Annotated in this window: 20 protein-coding genes; 11 read left to right on the forward strand and 9 right to left on the reverse strand. The window is 66.3% G+C overall.

All coding sequences use genetic code 11. The features are described 5' to 3' along the window. The first annotated feature begins 266 nt into the window (after positions 1 to 266). The gene (locus KSS95_RS19660) at positions 267 to 1,802 is read left to right on the forward strand and encodes an NCS1 family nucleobase:cation symporter-1 (RefSeq protein WP_217848884.1); all 1,536 of its coding nucleotides are present in this window, start codon (positions 267 to 269) and stop codon (positions 1,800 to 1,802) included. A gap of 17 nt (positions 1,803 to 1,819) precedes the next feature. Then, positions 1,820 to 2,548: an aspartate/glutamate racemase family protein gene (locus KSS95_RS19665; protein ID WP_217848886.1), complete on the forward strand. Its 729-nt coding sequence runs from the start codon at positions 1,820 to 1,822 to the stop codon at positions 2,546 to 2,548. A 441-nt stretch (positions 2,549 to 2,989) separates the two neighbouring features. Here the strand turns inward: KSS95_RS19665 and KSS95_RS19670 are convergent, their stop codons facing one another. The 3 genes from KSS95_RS19670 to KSS95_RS19680 form a co-directional block, all read right to left on the reverse strand. Beyond that, positions 2,990 to 4,183, reverse strand: coding sequence for a D-amino acid dehydrogenase (locus tag KSS95_RS19670; RefSeq protein WP_217848887.1), 1,194 nt, complete (start codon positions 4,181 to 4,183; stop codon positions 2,990 to 2,992). A 196-nt stretch (positions 4,184 to 4,379) separates the two neighbouring features. After that, the gene (locus tag KSS95_RS19675; protein ID WP_217848889.1) at positions 4,380 to 4,718 is read right to left on the reverse strand and encodes an FKBP-type peptidyl-prolyl cis-trans isomerase; all 339 of its coding nucleotides are present in this window, start codon (positions 4,716 to 4,718) and stop codon (positions 4,380 to 4,382) included. Between the two features lie 75 nt (positions 4,719 to 4,793). After that, the gene (locus KSS95_RS19680) at positions 4,794 to 5,207 is read right to left on the reverse strand and encodes a GFA family protein (RefSeq protein ID WP_217848891.1); all 414 of its coding nucleotides are present in this window, start codon (positions 5,205 to 5,207) and stop codon (positions 4,794 to 4,796) included. Positions 5,208 to 6,603: 1,396 nt separating this feature from the next. Here KSS95_RS19680 and KSS95_RS19685 point away from each other — a divergent pair. From KSS95_RS19685 to KSS95_RS19710, 6 genes are read left to right on the forward strand one after another with little or no spacing between them, the layout of a single operon-like run. Further along, a complete protein-coding gene (locus KSS95_RS19685) occupies positions 6,604 to 7,563 on the forward strand; it encodes an AAA family ATPase (RefSeq protein ID WP_134693940.1) in 960 nt (319 codons plus the stop codon). Between the two features lie 3 nt (positions 7,564 to 7,566). Further along, positions 7,567 to 8,511, forward strand: a complete 945-nt coding sequence (locus KSS95_RS19690; RefSeq protein ID WP_217848893.1) for a DUF58 domain-containing protein — start codon at positions 7,567 to 7,569, stop codon at positions 8,509 to 8,511. A gap of 13 nt (positions 8,512 to 8,524) precedes the next feature. After that, complete coding sequence (locus tag KSS95_RS19695; RefSeq protein ID WP_217848895.1) at positions 8,525 to 9,019, forward strand: DUF4381 domain-containing protein; 495 nt, start codon at positions 8,525 to 8,527, stop codon at positions 9,017 to 9,019. Next, entirely contained in the window at positions 9,012 to 10,088 is a 1,077-nt protein-coding gene (locus tag KSS95_RS19700) for a vWA domain-containing protein (protein ID WP_217848897.1), read from the forward strand. The genes KSS95_RS19695 and KSS95_RS19700 overlap by 8 nt, the downstream gene beginning before the upstream one ends. Next, positions 10,085 to 11,803 carry a vWA domain-containing protein gene (locus KSS95_RS19705; protein ID WP_217848899.1) on the forward strand — a complete coding sequence of 573 codons (1,719 nt, stop codon included), beginning with the start codon at positions 10,085 to 10,087 and terminating at the stop codon, positions 11,801 to 11,803. Before KSS95_RS19700 ends, KSS95_RS19705 begins: the two co-directional genes overlap by 4 nt. Further along, a complete protein-coding gene (locus KSS95_RS19710; RefSeq protein WP_217848901.1) occupies positions 11,800 to 13,425 on the forward strand; it encodes a BatD family protein in 1,626 nt (541 codons plus the stop codon). Before KSS95_RS19705 ends, KSS95_RS19710 begins: the two co-directional genes overlap by 4 nt. An 83-nt stretch (positions 13,426 to 13,508) precedes the next feature. On the opposite strand, the gene KSS95_RS19715 is transcribed toward KSS95_RS19710, so the two are convergent. Next, on the reverse strand, positions 13,509 to 13,934 hold the full coding sequence (locus KSS95_RS19715) for a DUF2628 domain-containing protein (RefSeq protein WP_217848903.1): 426 nt from the start codon (positions 13,932 to 13,934) through the stop codon (positions 13,509 to 13,511). Between the two features lie 332 nt (positions 13,935 to 14,266). Between KSS95_RS19715 and KSS95_RS19720 the strand changes: the two genes are divergently transcribed. Genes KSS95_RS19720 through KSS95_RS19730 form a run of 3 tightly spaced genes read left to right on the forward strand, consistent with a single transcriptional unit; the run spans position 14,267 to position 19,736 of the window. Further along, positions 14,267 to 15,505, forward strand: a complete 1,239-nt coding sequence (locus tag KSS95_RS19720; RefSeq protein ID WP_217848905.1) for an exonuclease SbcCD subunit D C-terminal domain-containing protein — start codon at positions 14,267 to 14,269, stop codon at positions 15,503 to 15,505. Further along, the gene (locus KSS95_RS19725) at positions 15,502 to 19,146 is read left to right on the forward strand and encodes an AAA family ATPase (RefSeq protein WP_217848907.1); all 3,645 of its coding nucleotides are present in this window, start codon (positions 15,502 to 15,504) and stop codon (positions 19,144 to 19,146) included. The genes KSS95_RS19720 and KSS95_RS19725 overlap by 4 nt, the downstream gene beginning before the upstream one ends. Continuing rightward, positions 19,143 to 19,736, forward strand: coding sequence for a glutathione S-transferase (locus KSS95_RS19730; RefSeq protein WP_217854042.1), 594 nt, complete (start codon positions 19,143 to 19,145; stop codon positions 19,734 to 19,736). The genes KSS95_RS19725 and KSS95_RS19730 overlap by 4 nt, the downstream gene beginning before the upstream one ends. Before the next feature lie 149 nt (positions 19,737 to 19,885). Here the strand turns inward: KSS95_RS19730 and KSS95_RS19735 are convergent, their stop codons facing one another. From KSS95_RS19735 to KSS95_RS19755, 5 genes are all read right to left on the reverse strand, one after another. After that, complete coding sequence (locus tag KSS95_RS19735) at positions 19,886 to 20,062, reverse strand: hypothetical protein (protein WP_217848909.1); 177 nt, start codon at positions 20,060 to 20,062, stop codon at positions 19,886 to 19,888. A 260-nt stretch (positions 20,063 to 20,322) separates the two neighbouring features. Next, positions 20,323 to 21,453, reverse strand: coding sequence for a lactonase family protein (locus tag KSS95_RS19740; protein ID WP_217848911.1), 1,131 nt, complete (start codon positions 21,451 to 21,453; stop codon positions 20,323 to 20,325). Beyond that, complete coding sequence (locus tag KSS95_RS19745) at positions 21,419 to 21,709, reverse strand: DUF5629 family protein (RefSeq protein WP_217848913.1); 291 nt, start codon at positions 21,707 to 21,709, stop codon at positions 21,419 to 21,421. Before KSS95_RS19745 ends, KSS95_RS19740 begins: the two co-directional genes overlap by 35 nt. 109 nt (positions 21,710 to 21,818) lie before the next feature. Further along, positions 21,819 to 24,212 (reverse strand): efflux RND transporter permease subunit, encoded by a 2,394-nt coding sequence (locus tag KSS95_RS19750; protein WP_217848914.1) that lies wholly within the window; start codon positions 24,210 to 24,212, stop codon positions 21,819 to 21,821. Then, positions 24,209 to 25,225 carry a WD40/YVTN/BNR-like repeat-containing protein gene (locus tag KSS95_RS19755; protein ID WP_217848916.1) on the reverse strand — a complete coding sequence of 339 codons (1,017 nt, stop codon included), beginning with the start codon at positions 25,223 to 25,225 and terminating at the stop codon, positions 24,209 to 24,211. Before KSS95_RS19755 ends, KSS95_RS19750 begins: the two co-directional genes overlap by 4 nt. Positions 25,226 to 25,435: the final 210 nt, after the last annotated feature.

Here is a 25,435-nt window from a genome sequence, read left to right on the forward strand (position 1 = left end):
AGTTTCATCTACTTAGCTTTCAACAAGATAGATTCAAAGTAATGGCTCCATAGAAGTTGGTTTCCCGCTGGCATGGAACTGGCTTTTGTGTGTCTGTGTTTTGTATACAAATTAAGCGAAACATAAATACACAAGAACCCGCAGCGTCGCCCCAGCGGCGACCGTTGCGCCCAGAACCCAGTGATGCCAACGCCTGCACCGACGAGATGGCGAGCCCGTGCGCCAGCGCCCGCTCATCGCAGTCACGCGCATCAGGAGCCGCCGGAATGAGTAGCAGCCTCCCCCTTGCCCCTGAACTTTCCGTTGCCAGCACCAGCCCTTCCAGCACCACCCTCGAAGGCCATCCGGCCGACCTCGAGCTGAGCCCGCGCCTGCACAACCGCGACCTGGCCCCGACCAAGCTCGCCGGACGCCGCTGGGGGGGCTACAGCATCTTCGCGCTATGGACCAACGACGTGCACAACATCGCCAACTACTCCTTCGCCATGGGGCTGTTCGCCCTTGGCCTGGGCGGCTGGCAGATCCTCCTGTCGCTGGCGATCGGCGCGGCGCTGGTGTACTTCTTCATGAACCTGTCCGGCTACATGGGCCAGAAGACCGGGGTCCCCTTCCCGGTGATCAGCCGCATCGCCTTCGGCATCCATGGCGCGCAGCTGCCGGCGCTGATCCGCGCGGTGATCGCCATCGCCTGGTTCGGCATCCAGACCTACCTGGCCTCGGTGGTGCTGCGGGTGCTGCTCAGCGCGGTGTGGCCGCAGGTAGCGGCCTACGACCAGGACAGCATCCTCGGCCTGTCGAGCCTGGGCTGGGCGTGCTTCGTGGCGATCTGGCTGGTGCAGTTGGTGATCCTCGCCTACGGCATGGAGATGGTGCGCCGCTACGAGGCCTTCGCCGGCCCGGTGATCCTGCTGACCGTGGCGAGCCTGGCGGTGTTCATGTACTTCAAGGCCGACGCGCGCATCGCCTGGTCGGTGGCGGCACCGCTGAGCGGCTACGAGATGTGGCGCAACATCTTCGCCGGCGGCGCCCTGTGGCTGGCGATCTACGGCACCCTGGTGCTGAACTTCTGCGACTTCGCCCGCAGCGCGCCATGCCGCAAGACCATCCGCGTCGGCAACTTCTGGGGCCTGCCGGTGAACATCCTGGTGTTCGCCGCGATCACCGTGGTGCTGTGCGGCGCGCAGTTCCAGATCAACGGCCAGATCATCGACAGCCCAACCCAGATCGTCGCCAGTATCCCCAACACCGCGTTCCTGGTGCTGGGCTGCCTGGCCTTCCTGATCGTCACCGTGGCGGTGAACATCATGGCCAACTTCGTCGCCCCGGCCTTCGTGCTCAGCAACCTGGCGCCACGCCACCTGAACTTCCGCCGCGCCGGGCTGATCAGCGCGACGCTGGCCGTGGTGATCCTGCCGTGGAACCTCTATAACAGCCCCTTGGTGATCGTGTACTTCCTCTCCGGCCTGGGCGCCCTGCTCGGCCCGCTGTACGGCGTGATCATGGCCGACTACTGGCTGCTGCGTAAGGGCCGCATCAACGTTCCGCAGCTGTACAGCGAACACCCCGCCGGCGCCTACCACTATAGCCGCGGCATCAACCTGCGCGCGGTGGCGGCGTTCATCCCCGCCGCGCTGCTGGCCATCGTCCTGGCCCTGGTGCCCAACTTCCACAGCGTCGCGCCGTTCTCCTGGCTGATCGGTGCCGGCATCGCCGCCGCCGTGTACCTGCTGGTCGCTCCGCGCCACGGCCACTACCACGACGTCAGCGGCGAATGCATCGCCGTCGACCACAGCAGCCATTGATTTCAAGGAGATCCGCCATGCGTATCCTGATCGCCAACGTCAACACCACCAGCGCCATCACCGAGGCCATCGCCGAGCAAGCGCGCAGCGTCGCCGCCCCGGGCACCGAGATCGTCGGCCTGACCCCCTGGTTCGGCGCCGAATCGGTGGAGGGCAATTTCGAGAGCTACCTGGCCGCCATCGCCGTGATGGACCGGGTGCTGGCCTACGACCAGCCCTATGACGCGGTCATCCAGGCCGGCTACGGCGAGCATGGCCGGGAGGGTTTGCAGGAACTGCTGAACGTGCCGGTGGTGGACATCACCGACGCCGCCGCCAGCACCGCGATGTACCTGGGCCATGCCTATTCGGTGGTCACCACCCTGGATCGCACGGTGCCGCTGATCGAGGACCGCCTGAAGCTGTCCGGCCTGTACCAGCGCTGCGCTTCGGTACGCGCCAGTGGCCTGGCGGTTCTGGAGCTCGAACAAGACCCGCAACGCGCGGTGCAGGCCATCGTCGAGCAAGCCGAGCGCGCGGTACGCGAGGACAAGGCCGAGGTGATCTGCCTGGGCTGCGGCGGCATGGCCGGGCTCGATGAGCAGATCCGCCAGCGCACCGGGGTGCCGGTGGTGGATGGGGTGAGTGCGGCGGTGACCATCGCCGAGTCGCTGGTGCGCCTGGGCCTGAGCACCTCCAAGGTGCGCACCTATGCCACGCCGCGGGCGAAGCAGGTGCTGGGCTGGCCGATGCGCTTCGGCCGCTGAGCCCTTTGGCGCGGTCCCTGTGGCAGCGGACGTGCCCGCGAACAGCGGTGCCTGCTTCGCCAGCAAGGCTGGCTCCTACAGGTACTGCAGGCCGTAACCGTTGTAGGAGCCGGCCTTGCCGGCGAACACCGGCGTTGCCGGTGCCATCCACCGCGTCGCCTGGTTCGCCAGCAAGCTGGCTCCTACAGGGATTGCAGGCCGTAACGTTGTAGGCGCCGGCTTGCCGGCGAACACCGGCGTTGCCGGTGCCATCCTCCGCGTCGCCTGGTTCGCCAGCAAGCGGCTCCTACAGGGATTGCAGGCGGTAACGTTGTAGGAGCCGGCCTTGCCGGCGAACACCGGCGCTGCCGGTGCCATCCTCCGCGGTGCCTGGTTCGCCAGCAAGGCTGGCTCCTACAGCAGGTGCGCATGGTTTGAGGGGCCTGGGGCAGGCCCGCGCACTCAGCGCAACAACGTCGCCAGCCGCTCGGCGCTGCCGCAGGCCAGGGTGAACCCCAGGGCGCCATGCCCCAGGTTCAGCCATAGGTTGCGGTAGCCCGTGGCGCCGACGATCGGCACGCCGCTCGGCGTCGCCGGGCGCATCCCCGCCCACTCCACCGCCTGCTGGTAGTCGGCGGCCTGGGGCAGCGTCTCCCAGGCCAGCCGGCGCATGCTCCTGAGCCGGCCGGCATCGACCGACTCGTCATAGCCGACGATGTCGACCATCGCCGCCACCCGCAGCTGGTCATCCAACCTGGCGTAGACAATCTTGCGCTCGTAGTCGGTGAGGCTGACCTCGGGTGCTTCGTGGCTGGCGCCAATCGGCGCGGTGAGGCTGTAGCCCTTGAGCGGATACACCGGCAGCTTGAGCCCCGGCAGGGCCAGGCCGGCGCTGCGGTGCCCGGCGCAAAGCACCAGGCGTTGCACCGCCAGGCGCTGCTGGCCCAGCTGCAGCGCGACCACGCGTTGATCCTGCGCGACCAGCCGTGTCACCGGCTGGCCCACGTGCATCCGGCAGCGCCCCGAGGCCTGCAGGCGCTCGGCCAGGCGCAGGCAGAAACGGTGGCAATCGGCAACCTCCTCGGCGGCGGTGAACACCCCGCCGACGAAAGGCGCCTGAGCCAGCGCCGGGTCGAGCCCGCGCACCGCCACGGCATCCAGCACCTGTTGGCTGTCGGGGTCGAGCAGTTGGGCGCGAGCCTGGGCAAAGGCGCCTTGCGTGCGAAAGGCCACGAGCTTGCCGTTGCGCCGCCAGGCGAAGCCGTCGAGGCCGTCCTCTTCGCGCCAGCGCTGCAACACCACCTGGCTGTGCAGGGCAAGGTTCAGCAGTTGCGCCGTGTGACGGCGATTGACCGAGCGCCGGCAAGCCAACAGGAAGGCCGCCAGCCAGCGCCACTGCGCCGGGTCCAGGCGCAGGCGCAAGCGCAGCGGCGAGTCGCCGCGCAGCAGCCAGCCGAGGGCCTGCCAGGGCACCCCGGCATCCGCCAGCGGCGCTACGTAACGATAGGAAAGTTGCCCGCCATTGGCGAAGCTGGTGGCGCTGGCCACGCTGTCGCGGGCCTCGACCAGGTCGACCTGCCAGCCGTCACGCACCAGTGCGTAGGCCGTAGCCAGGCCAACCACGCCGCCGCCGATCACTGTTACCTGCCGGTTCATCCCTGCCTTCCTGTCCTGGGCGTCAGCAGCGACAGTAGCAGCAACCGCAGCAAGACGACATTGCCCCGCGGCCGAAGCCGCAGGGCATCCTTGTCGTGATCGCCATCCATGGCGGGGTCGTCCGTGACTACGCGTGCCGTTCCGTGGACAGGCTCAAGGTTAGCGTGCCTGTGTTGCCGAATTGTTGCGTGGCGGATCAGTCGTCGCGGGTCAGCACTTCGAGCAGTTCGATCTCGAAGGTCAGGTCCGAATCAGGCGGGATCGCGCCCACGCTGCGTTCGCCATAGCCCAGGTGCGCCGGCACCAGCAGCTTGCGCTTGCCGCCGACGCGCATGCCCATCAGGCCCTGGTCCCACCCCTTGATCACCCGGCCGGTGCCGATCACGCACTGGAACGGCTTGCCGCGCGCCCACGACGAGTCGAACTCGCTGCCGTCGGCCAGGGTACCGCGGTACTGGGTGGTGATCAGCGCGCCCTTGACCACGGTCTTGCCGTCGCCTTGCTGGAGATCGATGACTTGCAGCTCACTGCTCATGGCAGGTTCCTCGAAGCGGTTTTTCAGTGGCCGCCGTTTTCTCAGGAATGTCGTGGTTTGGCAAGGCGGGCAGGCTCAGGACGGGGCGAATTGATCGAACACCTGCTGGCCGGTGAGGTTCTCGGTCTGGTTGCTGAAGCAATACCAGGTGGGTTTTTCGTCGATGAAGATCTGTTCGGTGAAGGTCCAGGTTTGTTCACCATCCAGCACACCGACCGGGACCACGCACATGCCGGTTGCCTTCAGGCGGTAGAACAGGTGCGTGCCGCACTTGGCGCAGAAGCCGCGCTCAGCCCAGGCGGATGAGTCGTAGACGCTGGGCGCGGGGCCTTCGATCTCCGGGGGTTGGCTGCACTGCACCGCCAGTAGCGGGCCGCCGGTCCACTTGCGGCACATGCTGCAGTGACAGGCGCTGACGTGGGTGTTTTCCAGGGTGAGTTTCAGGTGGGTGGCCTTGCACAGGCAGGTGCCTTGTTTTTCCAGGGGCATTGGGGGGCTCCTTGCTGTTGTTTTTGGGGAGTTGGAGTATAGGTCGTGGGGGGGGATCTGGATCTGGATCTGGATCTGGATCTGGATCTGGATCTGGATCTGGATCTGGATCTGGATCTGGATCTGGATCTGGATCTGGATCTGGATCTGCAGTGATTGTTTTGATTTTTTTATGCGCATTCGTAGATGATGTCGACATTTAGTCACCCTTTCGCCCTTACGGCGACCTACTTTTGCACGCGGGCAAAAGTAGGCAAAAACCGCTGGCTCCATTCATCCGGCCCCTACGCTGCGCTCCGGGGTTCCCTCGCTCCGTTCTTGCTCCCGTGGGTACCGCGCTGCAGGGCCCATCCTGGGCCCCAGCGCTCGACGGCCATCCATGGCCGTCGCCCCACTACGCAAGAACTCCACTCGGCCTCCTGAAGTCGCAATTGGCGGCGCCTGGACCATCGCGCGCTTAGAAGCAAAATCAACAGCAGATCAAGAGCAGATCAAGAGCAGATCAAGAGCAGATCAAGAGCAGATCAAGAGCAGATCAAGAGCAGAGATATTGGTTTGTTAGTTGGAAATGTGTTGTTTGTTCCGCCACCATCGTGGGGCCACCCGTTCCCACGCTTGGCCGCTTTATCGAGTTGGCGTGGGAGCGGGCGTGCCCCGTGATGCGATCCGGAGTTCCCACTGATTCAACTAGCGACTAGCTGCGCCAGTGCAGGCGCCGCCTGTAACTTCGCGACTTCAGGAGGCCGAACGCAGGCCTTGCGTAGGGAGGTGACGGGCATGGATGCCCGTCAAGCGCTGGGGCCCAGGATGGGCCCTACAGCGCGGTCCTCCCGGGAGCAAGGCCGGAGTGAGGGAACCCCGGAGCGAAGCGTAGGGGCCGGATGAATGGAGCGCAGCGTTTTTTGGTTACTTTTTGTCGCGTTTGACAAAAAGTGACTCGCCGTAAGGGCGAAAAGGTGACTAAGCGTCGATATAGCCAATGAATGCGCTTACATCTGTAAATACCCACGCCGACCGACTTTGACTTTGACTTTGACTTTGACTTTGACTTTCAGAGCGTAGGTTTTAAAAGTTATACGCTAATTCATTGACGATGGCGACGCATACTCACCTTTCGGCCCAACGGCGGCCTACTTCTCTCTCTTGGAAAAAAATCAGACCTCCTCACAGGTAATAGCTGACCTAGAAACAACCACCGCCAACACACAAATGACTCTCAACCCACGCCCCCATCCCACCCCCCTCGCGCAATAGCTACCCATAGCCCCGCACCTATCCTTTATACGATTTTTGCAAACCGCCATTGGTCGCCACCCCCCCGGATGGATTAAAGTATCCACCCCCGCCCGGCAACCGCTCCCAGCGCGCCAGGGCCCATCCCCAGGAACCCTCGACGATGGAACACCGTGAGGCGCTGATCGCGCTGCGCACCTTTCTCTCTTCCCAGATCCTCGGCCAGGAAAAACTGGTCGAGCGCCTGCTCATCGTGCTCCTGGCCGACGGCCACATGCTCGTCGAAGGCGCCCCGGGCCTGGCCAAGACCAAGGCCATCAAGGAACTCGCCGAAGGGATCGAAGCCCAGTTCCATCGCATCCAGTTCACCCCCGACCTGCTGCCCGCCGACATCACCGGCACCGAAATCTATCGCCCGGAAACCGGCAGCTTCGTGTTCCAGCAAGGCCCGATCTTCCACAACCTGGTGCTCGCCGACGAAATCAACCGCGCCCCAGCCAAGGTCCAGTCGGCCCTGCTCGAAGCCATGGCCGAACGCCAGGTCAGCGTCGGGCGCAGCACCTACGAACTGTCGCCGCTGTTCCTGGTGATGGCCACGCAGAACCCGATCGAACAGGAAGGCACCTACCCGCTGCCCGAAGCCCAGCTCGACCGCTTCCTGATGCACGTGAAGATCGGCTTCCCCGACGCCGCCGTCGAACGGCGCATCCTCCTGCAGGCCCGCGGCGAGGCGCTGGGCGGCGAGGTCAAGCCCGAGCGCCGGGTCAGCCAGCAGGCAATCTTCGCCGCGCGCAAGGAAATCCTCGGCCTGTACATGGCCGACGCCGTGGAGGAATACCTGGTGCAACTGGTCATGGCCACCCGCACCCCGGCCAAGTTCGACAGCGAGCTGGCCGACTGGATCGCCTACGGCGCCAGCCCCCGCGGCTCGATCGCCCTCGACCGCTGCGCCCGCGCCCACGCCTGGCTGGCCGGGCGCGACTTCGTCAGCCCCGAGGATATCCAGGCGGTGCTGTTCGACGTGCTGCGCCACCGCGTCATCCTCTCGTTCGAGGCCGAAGCCGCCGGGGTCGACCAGGACCGCGTGGTCCAGCGCATCCTCGACGTCGTCGCCGTCGCCTGACCCATGCCCACCGCGCACGTGGCCGAACCCGGCATCCGCATCGGCCTCGCCGAGCTGATCGACATGCGTCACCGCGTGCGCGAGATCCAGCTGTTCTCGCGCCCCGGCCAGCGCAGCCCGCTGGTCGGCCTGCACCACTCCCGGCTGCGCGGGCGCGGCGTCGACTTCGACCAGGTGCGCGTGTACCAGGCCGGCGACGACGTGCGCAACATCGACTGGCGCGTCACCGCCCGCACCCAGGAGCCGCACACCAAGCTGTTCCACGAAGAGCGCGAACGACCGATCTTCATCATGGTCGAGCAGAGCCAGCGGCTGTTCTTCGGCTCCGGGCTGATGTTCAAGTCGGTGCTCGCCGCCCAGGCCGCGGCGCTGTTTGGCTGGGCAGCGCTAGGCCACAACGACCGCATCGGCGGCCTGGTGTTCGGCGACAACGACCACCTGGAGATCAAGCCACGGCGCAGCAAGCAGAGCCTGCTGCAATTGCTCAACCGCCTGGCCAAGGTCAACCAGGCCCTGCACACCGAAGCCGTGCCGCAACCCGACAGCCTCGGCCTGGCCCTGCGCCGGGCGCGCGAAGTGCTGCGCCCAGGCAGCCTGGCCATCGTCATCTGCGACGAACGCGCCCTCAGCGCCAGCGTCGAGCAGCACCTGGCGATGCTCTCGCGCCATTGCGACGTGCTGCTGATGCCGGTCAGCGACCCCCTCGACCACGCCCTGCCCGCCGCCGGCCTGCTGCGCTTCGCCCAGCGCAGCGCGCAGTTGGAGCTCGACACCCTCGACGCCAACCTGCGCCAGGCCTACCGCCAGCAAGCCGAGGCGCGCATCGAGCGCTGGGAGCTGCTGGCGCAGAAGCTGCGCGTGGTGCTGATGCCGCTGAGCACCCAGAGCGACATGATCGAACAACTGCGCGAGTACCTGAACGCGCAACGCCCACGGAACGCATCATGAAGGGCGGCCAGCGATGAACCCGCTCGACCAGTTGCAGCCGCTGATCGCCCCGCAGGCAATCAGCCTGTGGCCACCTGCTCCGGGCTGGTGGCTGCTGCTCGCCCTGCTGCCGTTGCTCGGCTGGGGCCTGTGGCGCCTGCGCCACTGGCGCCCACGCAAGGCCCGGGTGGTGCGCGCCGAACAGCCCCTGGACCCGGTGCGCGTCGAAGCCCTGGCCGAGCTCGCCCGGCTGCCACGCCCTTACGATGGCGCCCCGGCCGGCGCCTGGCTGCAGCAGATCAACGCCTTGCTCAAGCGCTTGTGCCGCAACCACTACCCCGGCGCCAACAGCCACACCCTCAATGGCCGCCAGTGGCTGGCGTTTCTCGACAACCGCTGCCCGGCCGCCGGTCTGACCCGCTGGATGGTGCTGGTCGAAGGCGCCTACAAGCCCGAGTGCAAGCTCGACGACAAGGCCATCGCCGGGCTTGCCCAGGCGGTCGACACCTGGATCCGCAAGCATGTTTGAACTGGCCTGGCCGTGGCTCTTCCTGCTGCTACCGCTGCCCTGGCTGGCGCGCTTGCTGCTGCCCGCCGCCGACAGTGGCGAGCCGGTGCTCAAGGTGGGCTTTCTCGATGAGCTCGAAGGCCTGGCCGGGCGGCGCGCGCGGCTGAACCTGCCGACCTGGCGCCAGCAGGCGCCGTTCCTGCTGATCTGGCTGCTCCTGCTGCTGGCTGCGGCGCGACCGCAGTGGCTGGGCGAGCCGGTACCGGTGTCGGCCAGCGGCCGCGACCTGCTGGTGGCAGTGGATGTGTCCGGGTCCATGGACTTCCCCGACATGCAGTGGCAAAACGATGAAATCAGCCGCCTGGACCTGGTCAAGGCGCTGATGGGTGATTTTCTCCAGGACCGCCAGGGCGACCGGGTCGGCCTGATCCTGTTCGGCAGCCAGGCCTACCTGCAGGCACCGCTGACCTTCGACCGACGCACCGTGCGCACCTTCCTCGACGAAGCGCAGATCGGCATCGCCGGCAAGAACACCGCCATCGGCGACGCCATTGGCCTGGCGCTCAAGCGCCTGCGCCAGCGCCCCGCGCAGAGCCGGGTGCTGATCCTGATCACCGACGGCGCCAACAACGGCGGGCAGATCCACCCGCTGACCGCCGCGCGCCTGGCCGCTCAGGAAGGCGTGCGCATCTACACCATCGGCATCGGCGCCAACCCCGAGGCCAGCGGCACCCCCGGCCTACTCGGGCTGAACCCAAGCCTGGACCTGGACGAAGCCGCGCTCAAGGAGATCGCCGACATCACCCATGGCAGCTATTTCCGCGCCCACGACGGCGCCGAACTGGGCGCCATCGGCGACACCCTCGACCAGTTGGAGCCGGTGGCCCAGCAACCCACCCAGGCGCGCACCGCCACCGAGCTGTATGCCTGGCCACTGGGCCTGGCGTTGTTGCTCAGCGTGCTCTTGGTGGTGGCCGTGCAGTGGCCGGACAACCTGCTGCAACGCCTGCTGCGCAAGCCGCGCTTCCTGCAACCGCACCCGGAATGGCGCCAGCGCCTCAAGCGCCTGCGCCTGAGGAGGCGACGATGATCGACCTCTGGCCACAATGGTTGCGCCCGCTCTGGCTACTGGCGGTGCCGCTGCTCGGCTGGCTGCTGTTCAAACTCTGGCACCGGCGCAAGCGCGCCGGGCGTTGGCAGTTGATCCTGCCGCAGCCGTTCCACGCCGTGCTGCTCGGCGGCGGGCGCGGCGGCAGCGGCAAACTGCCCTGGATCGCCCTGGGCCTGGCCTGGCTGCTGGTAGTGCTGGCGCTGCTCGGGCCAAGCTGGCAGCGCCTGGAAGAAACCCGCCAACGCCCGGCCGACCCGTTGGTGATCCTGCTCGAGCTGACGCCGCAGATGCTCGCCGAGGACAGCGCGCCCAATCGCCTGGAGCAGGCCCGACGCAAGGTGCTCGACCTGCTCGAGCACCGCCGTGACAGCCAGACCGCGCTGATCGTCTATGCCGGCTCCGCCCATACCCTGGTACCGCTGTCCGACGACCTGGGCACCACCCGCAACCTGCTCGAGGCGATCGACCCTTCGATCATGCCGCAGCCCGGCCAGCGGGCTGACCTGGCCGTGCGCAAAGGCCTGGCCTTGCTGGCCCAGAGCGGCCTGGGCCAAGGCCGCCTGCTGCTGATCGGCTCGGCACTGAGCGAGCAGGAACGCGCCGGCATCCTCCAGGCCCTGGGTCGCCAGGGCCCAAGCCTGTTGATGCTGGGTATCGGCAGTGCCGAGGGCGCGCCGGTGCGCCAGGCCAACGGCGAGTACCTGAAGGACGCGCAAGGCGCCATCCTCGTGCCGCGCCTGGACAGCGCCTCGCTCAAGGCTTTCATCAGCGGCACCGGCGGGCGCTACCGCCATGCCCGCATCGACGACCTCGACCTGCGTGGCCTGGGGCTGTTCGACAACCCGCGCCTGCTGCACAACGACGGCCAGACCTTGCAACTGGACAGCTGGGCCGACCAGGGATACTGGTTGCTGCTGCCCCTGTTGCTGCTCGCCGCCTGCGCCGGCCGGCGCGGCTGGTTGTTCTGCCTGCCGCTGCTGCTGGCGCTGCCGCAGCCGAGCCAGGCCTTCGAGTTCAACGACCTGTGGCTGCGCCCGGACCAGCAGGGCCAACGGCTGCTCGAACGGCAACAACCGACCGCCGCCGCCAGGCACTTCGCAGACCCACAATGGCGCGGCATGGCCCTGTACCAGGCCGGCGACTTCGAAGGCGCGGCAGCGGCCTTCGCCCAAGGCAGTAGCGCCGCCGCGCACTACAATCGAGGCAATGCCCTGGCCCGCGCCGGTGAGCTGGAAGCGGCGCTGGACGCCTACGAGCAAGCCCTGGAGCGCCAGCCCGAGCTCAAGCCTGCGCTGGACAACCAGGCGCTGGTCCAGCAACTGTTGCAGCAACGCCAGGCCAAGGCCCAGGAGCAACCCGCCGACGCCGATGCCCAGGGCAGCCCGGGCAACGACACCGAGGGCAACAGCAGCTCGGCCAGCAGCCAGCCCCAGGGCACGCCCGGCAGCGACGAGCAGGCCCAGGCCCAGGCTTCCGGCGACAGCAACGGCAACACCCAGGCACCGCCCGGCAACACCGGCGGCGACGATGACAGCGTCACCCAGCCGCCACAGCGGCCGCTCTCCACCAGCCTCGACGCCGAACAGCGCCAGGCCCTGGAACAATGGCTGCGGGAGATTCCCGACAACCCGGCAGAGCTGCTGCGGCGCAAATTCTGGTACGAACAGCAATTGCATCAGGAAACCCCACGATGAGTCGCCTCGGCGTCTGTCTCCTTGGCCTGCTGTGGAGCCTCGCGGCCCAGGCCGAACCTACCCTGCAGGCCAGTGTCGACCGCACGCGCCTGGAGGCCGGCGAAACCCTGGAACTGACCCTCGAGAGCCAGGACGTGACCCAGTTCGGCAAGCCCGACCTGCGCGCCCTGGAAAGCGACTTCGAAGTGCGCGGCACGCGCCAGCTCAACAGCCTGCACAGCCTGGACGGCGAAACCCGCGCCAGCACCCGCTGGATCATCACCCTGCTACCACGGCGCAGCGGCAGCCTGAGCATCGCGCCACTGCAACTGGGGCAGGCCCGCAGCCAGCCGATCGAGCTGCAGGTGCAGCAGGCCGACAGCCAGCGCCCGGACGTGGCCTCCCAGGTGTTCATCGAGGCCACCCTCGACAGCAATGTCGTGTATGTCCAGGCCCAGGCCGTGCTGACCCTGCGCATCTACCACTCGGTGGCGCTGTACGATGACAGCAGCCTCAGCCCGCTACAGCTGGAAAACGCCAAGGTCGACCCGCTGGGTGAATCGCGCACCTACGAAAAAGACATCAATGGCGTACGCCATGGCGTGATCGAAACCCGCTACGCGCTCTACCCGCAACAGAGCGGCCCGCTCGAAGTGCCGCCACTGAAGTTCACCGCCACCGCCGCCGACAACGGCGAACAGCCCGCCGGCACGCCGCGGGTCGGGCGCCAGGTGCAGGTCAGCTCGCTGCCGTTGCGCCTGGAGGTCAAGCCGATCCCTGCCGGCTACCCGGCCGACCGCCCATGGCTGCCGGCGCGCAGCCTGACCCTGGAAGAACACTGGAACCCCGACCCGGCCCGGCAAGCCACGCAAATCGGCGACTCGCTGACCCGCAACGTCACCCTGCGCGCCGAGGGCCTGTCGAGCACCCAGTTGCCGCCGTTGCCGGCTACCGAGGCCGTCGGCCTGCGCCGCTATCCGGACCAACCGCTGCTGCGCAACGAAATCAGCGAGCGCGGCATGATCGCCAACCGCGAGGAGCGCGAGGCACTGGTGCCGACCCACAGCGGCCAACTGGCGCTGCCAGCGCTGGAGCTCACCTGGTGGAACACCCGCGAGGATCATCTGGAACACAGCAGCCTGCCGGCACGCACCCTGGATGTGCAGGACAATCCGGCCCTGAGCGCGGAAACCCCAGTGGGCGACAGCCGCGTCGGCAACGCCCTGCTCTGGCCTTGGCAACTGGCCACGCTGGTGCTGGCCCTGACCACCCTGGCCGGCTTCGCCCTGTGGTGGCGTGCCCGCTCGCAACCGGCAGTGTTGCGCGCCGCGCAGAGCGGCCCAAGCCCGCGGACCCTGCTCGACGACCTCAAGCGCGCCTGCCAGGCCAACGACCCGCAGGCCACGCGCCAGGCGCTGGACGCCTGGGCACGGCAGCAGCCAGAAACCCTGGCCGAGATGGCGGCGCGTTTCGTGCCGTTGTCCGATGCGCTGGATGGGTTGAATGGGGCGTTGTACAGCGAGAGTGGCCAGTATTGGCATGGCGATGAGCTGTGGCGGGCGATCGGCACCATCCCGCCCGCCGAACAGGTGCTGACACCGGCCGGGGAAACCGGCAACCTGCCGCCGCTATATCCGAAATGAAACGGGCGCTCATCACCGCGTCGGTAATGAGCGCCCGCCTGCGGCCAGGCATGGCGCGAGCAGCGCCGCCCTGGGGGTGGCGATTACTTCTCGAACGGGTTCCAGCCTTGCTGGCCCTTGACCTCCTTGAGGTAGTAGGCGTAGTTGGTCACGGTGGCCCACAACGCCGCCAGGCCACAGTTCACGCCGGTGTCCACGGCGCGTGGCAGCTCAGTGCCGGTGATGCCTTCGTAAAAGCCCAGCGCCACCCCCACAAGCACCGAAATCCCCAGCAACGCCAGGTTCTTCTTCCACAGGCCAAGCACGAACAGGTAGATCGGCCCGAAGAAGAACGCCAGCCAGTTCATGTTGATCAGCAGGCGCTTGCCCAGCGGCAGTGCCTTGAAGGCTTGCTTGAAGCGTGGGTCACGAGGGCCGCCGCTGTGCTCGAAGAAAGCGAAACGCTCCTGCCATTTCGGCTTGTAGCGGCTCAGGTCGGCCGGGGCTTGGGTTTGGGGAATACTTTCCATTGCAGATCCTTAGACATTCGATAAAGCAGGTCTCACACGGCGACAGCATCCCTGCCACCACGCGCATGGTTACTGAAACCCTCGGCCCACGCGCAAGCGCGCCAGGGACGATGGTGTCCGGGACGACGATGCGAAAGGGATTGGCGCGGACGCGATGCGGGGCTTCATGAAACATCCTTGTTTCAAAATATTTAACCATTCGCGGGAATATCCAACAAGCGGCCATGCCGACGCCGATGCCCAAGGCCGACTTGGGTTACCATACGCGCCCTTGCGCGAGCCCATTCATGACACGCGGCGGCTTGCCTGATTCGACAAACCACAGGTCAACCATGCGTCTGTTTCACACCTCCGACTGGCACCTGGGCCAAAGCCTGCACGGCCAGGAACGCGACTTCGAACACGCCTGCTTCCTCGACTGGCTGCTCGGCCAGCTGCGCCTGCGCCAGCCCGACGCCCTGCTGATCGCCGGCGACATCTTCGACACCGTCAACCCGCCGGTCAAAGCCCAGGAACGGCTCTACGACTTCATCGTCCAGGCCCACGAACAACAGCCCAAGCTGGACATCGTGATGATCGCCGGCAACCACGATTCCGGCTCGCGCATCGAGCTGCCGGCGCCGCTGATGCGCCGCCTGCGCACCCATGCCCTGGGCCGTGTGCACTGGCTCGATGAAGGCCAGCTGGACGCCGAGCGCCTGCTGATTCCGCTGACCAATGCCCGTGGCAAGGTCTGCGCCTGGTGCCTGGCCCTGCCCTTCCTGCGCCCGGCCGAAGTCACCGGCCCGGCCCTGGGCGACGATTACCTCAAGGGCATCACCCAGGTGCACGAGCAACTGATCGGCGCCGCGCAAAAAGTCCGCAAGAAGGACCAGGCACTGGTCGCCGTCAGCCACGCGCACATGGCCGGCGGCAGCATCAGCGAGGACTCCGAGCGCAGCCTGATCATCGGCAATGCCGAGGCGCTGCCGGCGCGGCTGTTCGACAAGGCCATCAGCTATGTCGCCCTCGGCCACCTGCACAAGCCACAGCAGGTCAACCGCGAGCAGCGCATCCGCTACAGCGGCGCGCCGATCCCGCTGTCGTTCGCCGAGATCAACTACCCGCACCAAGTGCTGGAAGTGGAGCTGCAGGGCAGCGAGCTGGTCAGCGTCGAGGCGCGCCTGGTCCCCCGCGCCGTGGCCCTGCAACGGGTCGGCCCGGCGCCGCTGGGCGAACTGCTCGAACAGCTCGCCCAGCTGCCGATGATCGACCTGCTCGAAGACCCCAACCGCCAGCCCTGGCTGGAGGTACGGGTGCGCCTGGACGAACCGCAACCGGACCTGCGCCAGCAGATCGAGACCGCCCTGCAGGGCAAGGCCGTGCGCCTGGTGCGCATCAGCGCCGAGTACGCCGGCCCCGGGCGCCAGGAGGACGACGAGCAGGCGTTCGTCGAGCTGGCCCAGATGACCCCGCAAGACCTGTTTGGCCGCGCCTGGGAGCAGGCCTACGGCAACGCCGCCGACGAGCAGGCCCTGGCCGACTTCGCCGAGTTGCTGCAAGACGTGCTGCAAGAAGAGGAACAGCCATGAAGATTCTCGCCATCCGCTTGAAGAACCTGGCCTCCCTTGCCGGCCCCATCGACATCGACTTCACCGCCGAGCCCCTGGCCAGCGCGGGCCTGTTCGCCATCACCGGGCCCACCGGCGCCGGCAAGAGCACCCTGCTCGACGCCCTGTGCCTGGCGCTGTTCGGCAGCGTGCCGCGGCTCAACGACATCGCCCGGGAAGCCAAGGTGCCCGATGCCGACGGCGACATCCCCACCTCCGACCCCCGCAACCTGCTGCGCCGCGGTACCGGCAGCGGCTTCGCCGAAGTGGATTTCGTCGGAATCGACGGGCGCCGCTACCGTGCCCGCTGGGAGGCCAACCGCGCCCGCGAGAAGGCCACCGGCAAGTTGCAGAACAGCCGCCAGAGCCTCTACGACCTGGACAGCGAGCAACTGCTGGGCAGTGGCAAGAACGAATACAAGCAACTGGTCGAAGCCCGCCTGGGCCTGAACTTCGAGCAGTTCACCCGTGCGGTGATGCTGGCCCAGAGCGAGTTCGGCGCCTTCCTCAAGGCCGACGACCGTGAGCGCAGCGAACTGCTGGAAAAGCTCACCAACACCGCGATCTACACCCGCCTTGGCCAACGGGCCTTCAGCAAGGCACGGGAAACCGGCGAGGTTCACAACGACCTGAAAAAGCAGGCCGAGCACCTGCTGCCGATGGAGGCCGAAGCCCGCGCCGCCCTCGACCAGGCGCTGGCACAGGCCCAGCAGCAGTTCAAGGCCGAGCAGGCACGCCAGCGCCAGCTGGAACAGCAGCGCACCTGGCTTGCCGAACAGCAGCGCCTGCAGGCCCAGCACAGCGAAGCCGGCACGGCGCTGCACGATGCGCAACACCAGTGGCAGCAACTGGCCGAACAACGCGTCGACCTGCAACGCCTGGAACGCCTGGCGCCCCAGCGTCACCAGTTCCACCGCCAGCAGCACCTGGCCGGGCAACTGGCTCCCGTGCTGGCCGATATCGACCAGCAACAGCGCCAACAAACCGAACTGCAGCAACACACCGACGCGCTGCAACAAGCCCTGGAAACAGCCCGCCAGCAACTGGTCCAGCACCAGGCCCTGCATGGCGCAAACGCCCCGCGCCTGCGCCAGGCCTTTGCCGCCCAGGGCGACCTGGCGCGCCTGGACAGCGAACTTGCCGAGCAACGCCAAGCCTGCACCCAGGCCGAACAGGACGTCGATACAGCCCGCCAGCAGTTGCAGCAACTTGAAGACAACCAGCAACGCAGCCTGCAGCAACTGGCCCGGATCGACAGCGCCCTGGCTGAAAGCGAACTGCTTGGCACCCTGGCCGACGCCTGGCAGGCCTACCTGCCGCAACTCAAGCAGGTGATGCTGATTGGCGGCCGCCTGGCCCAGGGCCGCGAGGAACTACCCGGCCTGCAGGCCCAGGCCAGCCAGGCCAACGCCCAGCTGCAAGCCCAGCGCGAGCACTTCGAGTTGCTGTTCCGCGAGGCGGGGGCCGAACCCCAGGCGCTGGCCGAGCAGATCGACCTGCTCGGCAGCATGCTCCAGGACAACCGCAAGCAGCAGCGCGCGGTCGAGGAACTGTCGCGCCTGCATGGCCGCGAAAGGGAACTGCGCGCCAACCTCGACGCACTGCACGAACGCCAGCAGCAGGCCATGCAGCAACGCCAGCAACTGATCGGCGAAGGCACGGCGGCCAAGGCCGAACTGGAAAGTGCCGAACAAGCCTTGACCCTGACCCGCCAGTTGCTCGAGCGCCAGCGCCTGGCGCGCAACACCAGCGTCGAGGAACTGCGCGCGCAACTGCGCGACGGCGAGCCCTGCCCGGTTTGCGGCAGCGCCGAACACCCGTTCCATCAGCCCGAAGCGCTGCTGCACAGCCTTGGGCGCCACGACCAGGCCGAGGAAGCCGCGGCGCAGCAGCAGGTCGAACAGCTCAATACCAGGTTGGTGGAGCTGCGCACCCAGCTGGGCGTGGTCAATGCCCAGCTCAAGGATTACCAGCAGCAACAGCAGCAGTTGGGCGAACAGCTCCAGACCGTGCTTGAGCAGGTTCAGGCGCATGCCCTGTGGCCAGCGCTGGCGCCGCAGGACGACAGCGCCCGTGGCAAGTGGCTCGACAGCCAGCTGCGCCGCCTTGGCGAGGAGATCGACAGCGACGAGAAACGCCAGGGCGCCCTGCTCGCCCTGCACAAGGATGCTGCCCGCCTCACCCAGCAATTGCAGGCCGCCAGCGAAGCCCAGCAACAGGCCCAGCGCCACCTCGACCAGCAGCACCAGGCCCTGGCCGCCGACGAGCAACAACTTGCGCAAGCCCTCGAAAGCCTCCAAAGCGTGCTGCCCCCAGAGATTCTCCAGGCCCTGCGCGACGACCCGGCCAACGCCTTCCTCGGCCTCGACCAGCAGATTGCCCAACGTCGCCAGCAACTCGACCTGCGCAAGGACGAGCTGGAAGAACAACAGGCTCGCCAGACCCAGCTGGACAAACAGCGCGATCAGCAACAGGCCCGCCTGCACAGCCAGCAGCAGCTGCAACAGAAGCTCGCCGCGCTGGACGAACAACGCCGCCAGGCCCAGGCCACCCTGGGCGAGCTGCTCGGTGAACAGCCCAGCGCCGAAGCCTGGCAACAGCACATGGACAGCCAGCTGGAACAGGCCCGCGCCGCCGAGGCTGACAGCGCTCGACAACTGCAAGCGCTGCACACCCAGGGCGTGCAACTGGCCGGCGAGCTCAAGGCCAACCAGCAGCGCCAGCAGGCACTGGAGCAGGAGCATCAGCAGCTGCAGGGCGACATCGCCCAGTGGCGCAGCGAACACCCAGAGCTGGACGACGCAGGCCTGGAGCGCCTGCTGGCCATCGACGACAGCCAGGTGGGCGAACTGCGCCAACGCCTGCAGGCCGCTGAAAAAGCCGTCGAGCAAGGCCGCGTGCTGCTAGGGGAGCGTGAGCAGCAGCTGCAGCAACACACCGCCCAGGCCCATGATGAACTGCCCGTCGAAGCCCTGGAATCGGCCCTCGCCGAGCTGGTCGCGCAGTTGCCGGCCCAAGAGCAGCAATGTGCCGAACTGCGCGCCCGACAGGCCGAGGATCAGCGCCGCCAACAGGCCAGCCAGGCCCTCGCCGAACAGATCGAAACAGCACGCCTGCAATGGCAACGCTGGGCCCGCCTGAACCAGCTGATCGGCTCGGCCTCGGGCGACGTGTTCCGCAAGATCGCTCAGGGTTACAACCTTGACCTGCTGCTGCACCACGCCAACAGCCAGCTGCGCCAGTTGGCCAGGCGCTATCGCCTCAAGCGCGGTGGCAGCGCCCTGGGCCTGCTGGTGCTGGACACCGAGATGGGCGACGAACTGCGCTCGGTGCATTCGTTGTCGGGCGGCGAGACCTTCCTGGTCTCCCTGGCCCTGGCCTTGGGCCTGGCGTCGATGGCGTCGAGCACCTTGCGTATCGAATCGCTGTTCATCGACGAGGGCTTCGGCAGCCTCGACCCCGAGTCGCTGCAACTGGCCATGGACGCCCTGGACGGCCTGCAGGCCCAGGGCCGCAAGGTGGCAGTGATCTCCCACGTACAGGAAATGCACGAGCGCATCCCGGTGCAGATCCAGGTACGCCGCCAGGGCAACGGCCTGAGCGATGTCGAGGTGTGTGGGTGATTCTTTACTCGTTCCGCCGCTGCCCCTGGGCCATGCGCGCGCGCCTGGCCCTGCGCTACGCCGGGTGCGCGGTGCAGGTGGTCGAAGTGAAGATGAAGGAAAAGCCGGCCGAGCTGCTGGCACTGTCGCCCAAGGGCACGGTGCCGGTGCTCGACAGCGGTGCCGGGGTGCTGGAAGAGAGCCTGGACATCATGCGCTGGGCGCTCGAGCGACACGACCCCGAGGATTGGCGCCTGCTGGCCGACCCGGTCGCGGCGCGCCAGGCCGATGCGCTGATCGCCCGCAACGACAGTACGTTCAAGGCGCAGGTGAACTTGTACAAGTATGCCGAACGCTATCCCGAACATGCCCGGGAGCATTATCGACAACAGGCCGAGGCCTGGCTGGCCGAGCTGGAAAACCTGCTCGCCGACCGCGCCTTCCTGTTTGCCAACCACCCAAGTCTGGCCGACGCCGCGCTGCTGCCGTTGATGCGCCAGTTTGCCGGGGTCGAACCCGAATGGTTCGCCGAGGCGGCTTATCCGCGACTGCGCAGCTGGCTGCAAGGGTGGCTGGATTCAGCCTTGTTCAAAGCCGTCATGGCCAAATGAAACGCTGTCACAGCGCCAGGATCGGCGCGGACATCAGCAACAACACAACCGCCGTGATACGCCACATCATGCTCTGCCCCTTCGGAGAGTCAAAAATTTAGCGTCAAATTAAATCACATGGCGTTGTGCTATTACCAACGGCTTTACACTCAATGGGAATGCTTGCTCAGCGCGGCATGGAAATGCGCGCTCTGCTGCAAGTACTTTTGCGTGTAGCTGTGGGTGTTGGCGACCTTGCCGCCCTGCTCCAGCTGGGCGTGAGCGGGCAGGACAACCGAAGCGGAAATGGCGGAAGCGGCGATGACCGGGAAGAGATTGAAGTTCATGTGGGCGGACCTCGACATCGGTGGTTTTGACATTGCCCCGTCGGGGCCTTGGGTCAAAACTTACGCCGATGGGGGCGCCTGCTGAAATTCATTGCGGCAGTAGCGATTATTACGCCTATCGATAATAGGACGCGCGCCCTGTAGGAGCGGCCTTGTGTCGCGATAGGGCTGCACAGCAGCCCCCAGCGATTTCTGCTTTCACGCTGAAACCCTGGGGCCGCGCTGCGGCCCTTTCGCGACACAAGGCCGCTCCTACACGTTTACTCGACAAACTTGAGGTCCGAAGGCGCCGGCTGCTCAAGCTTCTGCACGGTGTCACCGAGCTTGCCGTTGCGCGGGTCGCGGCGCAGGACCACGATCTGGTTGCTTTTCTGGTTCGCCACCAGCAGGTAGTTGCCATCCGGATCGAGGGCGAACTCGCGGGGATGATCGCCCTCCACCGAGCGCCGCTGCAGCAAGGTCAGCTGGCCGTCGTCCTTGCCCACCGCATACACCACGATCTCGTTGGCGGTACCGCGATTGCTGACATACAGGAAACGCCCATCGGCCGACAGGTGCAGACCGCCAGCGGCCTTCGCCTGCGCCTCCTGGCGCTCGGTCAGCGGCAGGCGCTGGCGCTCGGTCAAAGCACCGTCACGCACATCGAACACCACCACCTCGGCGCTCATTTCCAGCGTCAGGTAGGCATGTCGACCCTTGGCATCGAACAGCAGGTGGCGCGGGCCGCTACCTGGCGGCAGATCCACCGACGGCGGTATAGCCGGGCTCAGCGGATGCTCGGGGCTGGCGCCGTCGTAGCGGTAGATGAACACTTTGTCCGCGCCCAGGTCGCAGGCGTACAGGTGGCGGCCATCGGGCGACAGCACCAGCGAATGCACATGGGCACTGGCCTGGCGCTCGGGATTGACCTTGCTCGGCGTATGCCGGGCCTGCTGCACCGCAGGCTTGAGCTTGCCATCCCTGGCCACCGGGATCACCACCAGGCTGCCACCCGGGTCGGGTGCCACCGCGTAGTTGGCGACGAACAGGTAGCGCTGGTCGTGGCTGAGGCTGGCGTGGGTCGGCTCGTCGCCCAGGCTGGGGACCTGGTTCAACGCTTTGATCTCGCCATTTTTGCCCAGCGAGAAACTGCTGACCTGGCCCTGGGGCGTTTCATTGACCGCGAACAACTGGCGCTGGTCAGCCGACAGCACCAGCCACGAAGGGCTGACGCTCTTGACCACCTGTCGGGGTATGGCGTCGATCTGACCAGTGTGGGAATTGAAGTCGTAGCGGTAGATTCCTTCGCTGCCGTTGTCGGTGTAGCTGCCCACCAGCAACGTGGCGGCCTGGGCGTTGACTGACAAAGCCATGAGGCTAGCGGTCAGCAGGCGTGTCCATTTCCTGTTCATCGTCTTCTTCATCCGGGGCACGAAAAGCACTCATACAGACTAGACGATGCTCGCCTTCGTCACTGGCCAGGCTCCAGTCATCGCCCGTGCCGGTGGCGGCGGCGACCTGGTCGGGGCTGAAGGTCCAGCGGCGCAGTTGGCGACCGTCCATGCATTCGATGCTCAGGCCGGATTCGTCGAAGGTGAAATCGAAAGCGTGCAGGCCGTCGATCAGCAGCATGTCGCAGGATTCGAGGGCGGTGGCGAGGGTGGTCATGGCAGTACCATTTCAGACAAATGCCACCATTATACGCAATCGCAGGTCATGCCCGCTCCCACGCCAAGCACATCGTGGGAGCAGGCATGACCTGCGATCCTGGCGACACTCAATGGGCGAAGATCGACCCGCCCTCCTTGCCTGCCAGCTTGGCCGGCTTGATCAGGAACCGCGCCAGCGCCGGCAACAGCCACAGTGCACCGAACATGTTCCACAGCAGCATGAAGGTCAGCATCAGGCCCATGTCGGCCTGGAACTTGATCGCCGAGAAGATCCAGGTGCACACGCCGATGGCCAGGCACAGGCCGGTGAACAGCACCGCCTTGCCGGTGGAGCGCAGGGTTTCGTAGTAGGCCTCCTGCAGCGGCAGACCAGCACGCAGGAAGCTTTCCAGGCGGCTGTAGATGTAGATGCCGTAGTCCACGCCGATACCCACGCCCAGCGCCACCACCGGCAGCGTGGCGACCTTGACGCCGATCCCCATGAACGCCATCAGCGCGTTGCCCAGCACCGAGGTCAGCACCAGCGGCAGGACGATGCACAGCGTCGCGGCGAAGGAGCGGAAGGTGATCATGCACATCACCGCCACGCAGATGTACACCAGGATCAGGATGGTCAGCTCGGCCGACTTGATCACCTCGTTGGTGGCCGCCTCGATGCCGGCGTTACCGGCCGCCAGGAGGAACTGCAGGCCATCCTTGTTGTGGCTGTCGGCGAAGGCCTTGGCCGCGGCGGTGACCCGCTCCAGGGTTTCGGCCTTGTGGTCGTTGAGGAACACCAGCACCGGCGCCAGCGAGCAGTCGGCGTTGTACAGGCCGTCGGCACGGGCGATGGAGTTGTTGAGGATGTCCGGGTTGCGCGACAGCGTTTCCCACTTCAGGCTGCCCTCGTTCATGCCCTTGATGACCTGCTTGGACACGGTCACCAGGGAGATGGTCGACTGCACCCCCGGGGTGTTGTCCATGGTCCACATCAACGCGTCGATCGGTGCCATGGTCGAGTGGATCGAGCAACTCTCGGCCGGGGTCTTGACCATGATCACCAACACATCGGAACTGGTCGAGTAGTTGCTGATGATGAAGCTATTGTCCTGGTTGTAGCGCGAGTCCGGGCGCAGCTCCGGGGCGCCCTGGTCGAGGTCGCCGATCTTCAGGTTCTGGCTGTACCAGAGGCCGCCGGCGAAGGCCAGCAGCGCCAGCACCACCGACACCGGCGCCACCTTGGCGCTGGCGAAGTTGGACAGCAGGCGCCAGAACGGGTGTTCACAGGTGGCGTCCTTCTTGCTGCGGGCGATGGCTTTCTGGCTGATGCCGACGTAGCTGATCGCCACCGGCAGCAGGATCAGGTTGGTGAACACGATCACCGCCACGCCGATCGAGGCGCCGATGGCCAGCTCGCGGATCACCCCGATATCGATGATCAGCAGGGTAATGAAACCCACCGCATCGGCGAGGATGGCGATCATCCCCGGCAGGAACAGCTGGCGGAAGGTGCGCCGCGCGGCGGTCAGGGCGTTGTCGGCGTCGCTGGACTGCAAGGCGATGCCGTTGATCTTCTGCACCCCGTGGGAGATGCCGATGGCGAAGATCAGGAAGGGTACCAGCATCGAGTACGGGTCCAGGCCGAAGCCCACCGCATGCATCAGCCCCAGCTGCCAGACCACCGCCACCAGGGTGGTGACCAGCACGGCGATGGTGCTGCGGATGCACCAGGTGAACCAGTACAGCAGCGCCCAGGTGATCAGCAGCGCCACGCCGAAGAACAGCGCCACCATCACCAGGCCGTCGATCAGGTCGCCGACCTTCTTGGCGAAGCCGACGATGTGGATCTTCACGTTGGGGTTCTGCGCCTGGAACTTGTCGCGGATCTTCTCCTCGAGCTGGTGCGAGAACTGCTGGTAGTCGAGCTTGACCTGCTTGCCCGGATCCTGTGGGTCGGGGTGGCTTTCCAGCAGCGGGATGTCGATGATGCTCGACTTGAAGTTGTTGGCCACCAGGCGCCCGACCTGGCCGGACTTGAGCACGTTGTCGCGCAGCGTGTCGAGGCTGTCCTGGGAGCCGTTGTAGGTGTTGGGGATGACCTCGCCGCCGGAGAAGCCCTCTTCGGTGACCTCGCTCCAGCGCACGCTGGGGCTCCACAGCGACTTGAGGCCCGCGCGATCGACACCGGGGATGTAGAACACCTCGTCATGGATCTGGCGCAGGGTCTCCATGTAGTCCTTGTCGAAAATGTCGCCGTTGACCGCCTCGACCGACACGCGCACGGTGTTGCCGAGGTTGGCCAGGTCGTTGCGGTGCTCCATCATCTGCTCGATGAACGGGTGCTGCAGCGGGATCATCTTCTCGAAACTGGTGGACGGGCGGATCTGCGTGGCCTGCCAGAACAGGAACACGCTGACCAGCAGGCAGATGGCGATGACCGCCGGACGATTGTTGAAGATCAGGCGTTCCAGCAGGGTGGCCTTGTCCTTGTGCTGCATGTCGAAACTCTCCCGGCTGGTCATGGACGCACCTCCTCTACGCCGTCGGCCGAGGCCAGGTGCACGCCGCCTTGCCCAACCAGCAGCAGGCCGCCGACGCCCAGGCCGCTGACGCCCGACAGGGCGATGCGGTCGGCGCGGTTGCGCACGCTGAAGGTTTGGCCATCGTCATGGCTGCGCAGCACGCTGCCACCGTTGCCGACCAGCACCAGGCTGCCGTCCTCGAGAAGCGTAGCGCTTGCCAGGCCGAATTCGAGCGGGCCGCGTTCAGCCTTGAGCGCGATCGGCTGCCAGCTGTCGCCGAAATCGGTGGAGCGGAACAGGTTGCCGCGCAGGCCGTAGGCCAGCAGGGTGTTGGGCTGGGCGGTGCCGATCACGCCGAACAGCGAGCCCTCGTAGGGGCCCTGGACCTTGGTCCAGCTCTGGCCGTTGTCGCTGGAGCGGAACATGCTGCCCTGCTCGCCGACGATGAACAGGCCGGCGTCCTTCACCTGGGTGATACCGTTGAGGTGCAGCTGGTCGGGGTTATCCAGGCGCTCGGCGACGTCCTGCCAGTGCTGGCCGCCATCGAGCGTTTCCAGCAAGGCACCGTAGGCGCCCACGGCAAAGCCGTGCTGCGGGTCGAGGAAGCGCACATCGAGCAAGGGGGCTTCACGGGACAAGTCTTCGAACTGCTTGCTCCAGGTGGCGCCGCCGTCGCTGCTGGCGAGGATCTGCGCGTCATGGCCAACGGCCCAGCCGCGCTTGTCGTCGACGAAAAACACGCCGGTGAGCAGTTGCCGGGTGGGTACCCGGGCTTGGGTCCAGGTCTTGCCCTGGTCGTCGGAGAACAGGATGTGGCCGCGATCACCGACCACCACCAGGCGTTGCCCGGCATGGGTGGCGCCGATCAGCAGGCTCTGGCTGGCCTTGGCCGATTCCACCGAATAGTCGTCGGCGGCCACCGCCGCCTCGACATTGCCAGCGCCGATGCCCAGCACCAATGCCAGCATCGCGCCTGTCGCCAGCCGGCGACGTGGCGTAATCCGCTCTCTCATGACTGCCCCCTGTTGTGTTCTTGTGGTGGGTCAATCTATTGCCAGGTACTGCCGAAACCCCTGTTCCAGAGGCCTGGAATAGCTTCTGGCCATGCTATCGGGATTGTCCGACAGAACACAACGAGCGGGACGTTATGTTTTGTTAACCACAAAAAACCGGGGCCGCCTTGCGGCCCATCGCGACACAAGGCCGCTCCTACAGAGATTCGC

Origin of the sequence: Pseudomonas muyukensis, assembly GCF_019139535.1 — a bacterium.
Lineage (GTDB): Bacteria > Pseudomonadota > Gammaproteobacteria > Pseudomonadales > Pseudomonadaceae > Aquipseudomonas > Aquipseudomonas muyukensis.